This window comes from Oleidesulfovibrio sp., assembly GCF_047973035.1.
Classification (GTDB): domain Bacteria; phylum Desulfobacterota; class Desulfovibrionia; order Desulfovibrionales; family Desulfovibrionaceae; genus Oleidesulfovibrio.
This window is the reverse complement of the sequence record NZ_JBKEBF010000023.1, coordinates 1-4,277: the sequence shown is the minus strand read 5'-3', so window position 1 is coordinate 4,277 and position 4,277 is coordinate 1. Positions and strand designations below refer to the sequence as shown.

General features: G+C 51.8%; 5 protein-coding genes. 2 read left to right on the top strand and 3 right to left on the bottom strand.

The window, feature by feature from the left end:
* Positions 1-976 (top strand): hypothetical protein (locus ACK5LI_RS07790; protein ID WP_416947921.1); only part of this gene is annotated, 976 nt, incomplete at its 5' end.
* A 338-nt stretch (positions 977-1,314) separates the two neighbouring features.
* Here ACK5LI_RS07790 and ACK5LI_RS07785 read toward each other — a convergent pair.
* Both ACK5LI_RS07785 and ACK5LI_RS07780 read right to left on the bottom strand, forming a co-directional pair.
* Entirely contained in the window at positions 1,315-2,250 is a 936-nt protein-coding gene (locus ACK5LI_RS07785; protein WP_416947919.1) for a Rha family transcriptional regulator, read from the bottom strand.
* Between the two features lie 74 nt (positions 2,251-2,324).
* On the bottom strand, positions 2,325-2,465 hold the full coding sequence (locus tag ACK5LI_RS07780) for a toxin-antitoxin system HicB family antitoxin (RefSeq protein ID WP_416947917.1): 141 nt from the start codon (positions 2,463-2,465) through the stop codon (positions 2,325-2,327).
* Positions 2,466-2,662: 197 nt separating this feature from the next.
* Here ACK5LI_RS07780 and ACK5LI_RS07775 point away from each other — a divergent pair, with 197 nt between their 5' ends.
* On the top strand, positions 2,663-3,205 hold the full coding sequence (locus ACK5LI_RS07775; RefSeq protein ID WP_416947915.1) for a hypothetical protein: 543 nt from the start codon (positions 2,663-2,665) through the stop codon (positions 3,203-3,205).
* An 89-nt stretch (positions 3,206-3,294) separates the two neighbouring features.
* Here ACK5LI_RS07775 and ACK5LI_RS07770 read toward each other — a convergent pair whose 3' ends face one another.
* Positions 3,295-3,642 carry a hypothetical protein gene (locus ACK5LI_RS07770; RefSeq protein ID WP_416947913.1) on the bottom strand — a complete coding sequence of 116 codons (348 nt, stop codon included), beginning with the start codon at positions 3,640-3,642 and terminating at the stop codon, positions 3,295-3,297.
* Positions 3,643-4,277: the final 635 nt, after the last annotated feature.

Here is a 4,277-nt window from a genome sequence, read left to right as displayed (position 1 = left end):
TGATAGTGGCGGCTGGTTTTCGCGTGGAGAGAAGGCGCTTAGCGATATGCTTGGCGTGGAGCGTGGCGGCAATGACATAGCAAGTGTCGCGGACCGGATGCGCAAGCTTGGCTACGGATACGGCGCAAACAACACTCTGACCCGCAACGGTGCCGTGGTTGGTAAGACGACGCCTGCGGGTGGGCTTATGACTACCCCCGAAAGCTGGACGGCTGACCCTGAACACCTTGGGCTGTCTATCAAGTCGGAGGCGTACAACAAGGCCCGTAACGACATGGCGCGGTCACGCAGCATGTGGCAGCACGACACCAGCGAGAAGGAGCGGACGGAGGAAAAGCGGCATCTCATGTCCAGTATTCCGCACATGAACCCTGACCAGATGGGGTTGATGCAGCAAGCCATAACAGACATGAACCCGTCTGCTATGCCAGCAGGATTGCGCGCGCCAGTGGCAGACTACGCGCAAAAGTTCGGGCAGATGCCGTTGAGTCTCGGCGGTGTCAGCAGCGCGCTTTTCAAGGGTGATTATCGGAGTCCAGAGGAGGCGCGAAGGGACCTTGAGACGTCAAATCCTTTTGGAATTAACGGAAGGCACAAGGCCGTGATGGGGGCCGCCAGCGGCCTTATGGGTCCAGCGGTGGCAGAAGGAATTGGCAGAACGGCGTACAGTATGACAGGGAACCCTGTAGCCGCTCAGGCGGCGGGTGCGTTGACATCGCTGGGCTTAATGGCGGCGACAGGTGGGGTTTCGAACCCAATGCAGGGTATTGCTGGGTTGCTAGATGCAGCAAGAAAACAGAACCAAGCTTACGGGCGCTCAACTGATGGTCCAGCTTCCAATTCAGGACAACCAAACGACAACGGAAACAAGCCGCAATGGCACATTCAGCAGTCTATGCAGCCTCCTGCCGTTGGTGGGCTTATGGGCGAACCGTGGGCTAATCCGTGGTTGGATTCGTGGAATTATAACGCTTAAGATATTCTGGAGGACAGCCGGGGCAGGCGATTTCTGTCGGGCGTCGGTTTGGGTCTGGCCCATGCATTACATCTTTGCACATGTCGGTGCTGGAAAAGTCAAAGTAAAAGCTTGGTATGACAGTCTGCGCGGCTACGCAACCCGTAGTTTCAGCAGGCTTGTAACACCCCGCAAGCCCCGCGCACAGGACGCAAAGAATTAACGCCTTTCGTATCATGTTGCTGTCTCCTTCTATCAGAAGGTGCATAATTAAATACGAAAGTCAAGGTCTTTGAAAATAGAATAGGGAACTGGTTGTGGAACGGAGGGGGTTTAGTACCCCCTCCGTGAGAAACTGTTTATTTCATTCCTGCAAGCCCTTCCATCAGGCGGGCTGTCATGTACAGGTTGTCGGTGCCTGCTTCTACTATTGTCCCGCCACGGCGGGCAAAGGTGGTCATAGCATCGTAAACCCGTTCACGCGCAAGCGCACCGGAAGGGGACGAGTCGAAGGACGGGGTAGCGCTTATGTGTTGGCGCAAGTCGCCAGCAAGGGCGCGACTTTCTGCCTGTAGCTTTGTGTAGCGTGCGTAAAACTCGCTGCCGAAGTCTAAGCAGGCGCGGGCGTGTTCTGCAAGTCTGTGCCGCAGGTCGGTTGGCAGGGCGGGTAATGCCGCTTGTGTTGCAGGCAGTGCCCGTTGCCCTGTTTTCAGTTTGAGGGCTATCAGGTATTCCAGCGCCTCGGTAAAGCGCTCCGGCGGCAGTTGTTCGTACTTTGCAATGCGGAAATGGCGATTGAAGCGCGTCCAGCCTTCTGAATAGGCGGCGCGGCGTGACTCGTTCGGGATTGCCGAAACTTTTGCATCCATCACATCGTGCAGGTGGCGGCGCTGGTCCGGCGTGAGTTCAGTTGGCGGTAGGCAGACTGGTTGACCGTGATGTCCTTCCAGCAGGGCGCGTTCCATATCGTTGAACGCTTGGATGTACTTCACCTTCCACTCAAGCGCCTTCTTGCCGGTAAAGCCCATGGCAACGAGGGTGAACCCGTCGCGGGAGAGCAGGTACAGGGGGTAAGAACGCTTGCCGCCGGTTGGTGTGCTGCCGTGGTAGTGCGAGCATACAAAATTGGATGCTCGCAAGTCTTCGGGCATCTCCTCGGAGATTGCGCGAATATCTCGAAGAACCTGAAAATGCTGCTTTTCGAAATGTTCCGCGATACTGAGACTGGAAACGACGGGGCGACCGTCAACGATGTTGAGTTCCGGCGTGTTAGCAGGTATAATTGCGCTAGCCATGACAAACCTCCTGTGAAGGTTGGTTGTGGTTAGGCTCGTTGTGGTGTTGGTAGCACCCCTTCGAGCCGTCTTTTTTATTTCTTCTTATCTCTCTCGATCTTTTCTTGCACAGCCTCAATAAACCAATCTTGGAGCGTCTTTCCCTCCTTTGCTGCGGCTACCTTTGCCAGCTTGTGGAGATCTTCGGGAAATTTTCTGATATTGATTGTTTTCATAGCATGTCATCCTTTGTTTGAAGTGTGTCAAATGATAGCAATGTTGTCAACGAAAAGCTTTGTAAAAAATCATCACCATCGCGAGTGTCGAAAATTTGATTATCGCAACGCCTCGCCCCTCTTGACAATACTGTCTTTTCTTCGTCACACAGAATAGAGTAATAAATATTTAGAAAGTGAGGGAGGAGATGCCTAACATGCGTGCTTACAAATTGTTTTTCACAGTCGCAGTGTGTTCTTTTTTGGGAGGAGTTGTTGGCGGCTGGCTGTCAGCTCAAGGCGTCGGAGAGGCGATTGCCGAGACATGGGAGCCAAAAGTCAAATACTACGAACATATCACTGCTGATCTCTTAACAGTGAAACAAATATATATACTGAATGACGAAATGAATACCGTCGGGGCTGTTGGGGCGAATAAATCTCAAGGAGGTATGATCCAGCTTTTTTCGAAATCAAAGCCACTTTTTGCAGGCGATTCTAAATTCAATGGGCCTATGATGACCATGTCGTCAATAGACGAAGGGTCTGTATTTGCGCTTTACGACACCGACCTTGACCCTCGGATCATTCTCGAAACGACGAATAGAGAACCAACTATGGACTTCCGGTATAATAACGTGCCTCGACTTGTGCTGGGGACTAACCACACCGTCACAAAGGCTACCGGCGATACACATAAGATTAAGGGCAGCGTATATACTTTCGATGCAAAAAGTAAAGTAACCGGCCGCCTTCCGTAGCCCCCCCCACAAAAGCAAACACCCCGCTTTTGGGGCGGGGTGTTGGTTTTGGACTTATGGCGGAGTATGGCTCCTCCGTGAGAAACTGACTATCTTTTTGCGGAAAGCTCTTCGATGACTTCTTTGGCCTGCTTCTTGGTGGCCTCTTTGATTTCGCCTTCGCTTGAGAACTGCCCTTTCACATACAGGAAAATTGGGGTCAACATGGTTTTGGCAATATATATCAGCCGCATCCCACCGCGCTTGCCCTGCTTATATGAAGGCATCCCTAAGCGTGTCTTTTTTACAACAGGTTCTATGCCGGGGTAGCTCATGCCTTGGTCAGGATTTGAGGCGACGCTGTTGATGCCATCTTCAATGTCTTTTGCAGCCCGAGGGTACTTTTTAAGCACTTTGTCAACGCTACGTCGAAATGCCTCTGTCTCCTGAATCTCCATTATAGGCACACCTTGCTAAGCTCACTAAAGATATTTTTAGCCTCTGGGTCTGCTGAGATGGCAAGTGTTTCTAAAATGCTGTCCCAGTCGTCTTCAAGTTTTGCCACCTTGTTGCTGGCGAATGAGGGCGACTTGCGCGACTCAAGATCTCGCCTGAAAGAGCGCAAGCTGTTCCGGAGTCCGCGCACATGGACGGCAAGATCTGCACTGCATTCGCATGAATCAGCGCATGGGGCAGCGCACTTGGTCGCAAACTTTGTGCGTGCATCGCGCAAAACCCGTTTGCTTTGGCTCTCTATTTTATAGTGAGTGAACACAGTGGCATAGACACCAGCAAACACGCTGCCAAGACCAGCGGTCCTAGTAGCCAGATTTTCTATTTGCTGTCCAAAATGATTGCTCTCGCAAAAATCTTGCATGCATACGCTTGTCATTGTCCTACCTCGCATTTTCGCACAACCGGGTACTTCTAGTATACGGCTGACTATGGGCAAGTCAACCAGATATTCCTACTTCAGCAGCAATGCTTGCACACTTATCACTCCAAGCATTTTCTATGCCAGTTGTCGCTTGTTCACAAATATAAACAAGTGTAAACTGAGAACATCAAAACCGCAAACAACGCTCTTGCACAG

Coding starts and splice junctions, on each gene's coding strand:
- ACK5LI_RS07785 (WP_416947919.1), bottom strand. CDS start 2,250: ATGGCTAGCGCAATTATACCTGCTAACACGCCGGAACTCAACATCGTT.
- ACK5LI_RS07780 (WP_416947917.1), bottom strand. CDS start 2,465: ATGAAAACAATCAATATCAGAAAATTTCCCGAAGATCTCCACAAGCTG.
- ACK5LI_RS07775 (WP_416947915.1), top strand. CDS start 2,663: ATGCGTGCTTACAAATTGTTTTTCACAGTCGCAGTGTGTTCTTTTTTG.
- ACK5LI_RS07770 (WP_416947913.1), bottom strand. CDS start 3,642: ATGGAGATTCAGGAGACAGAGGCATTTCGACGTAGCGTTGACAAAGTG.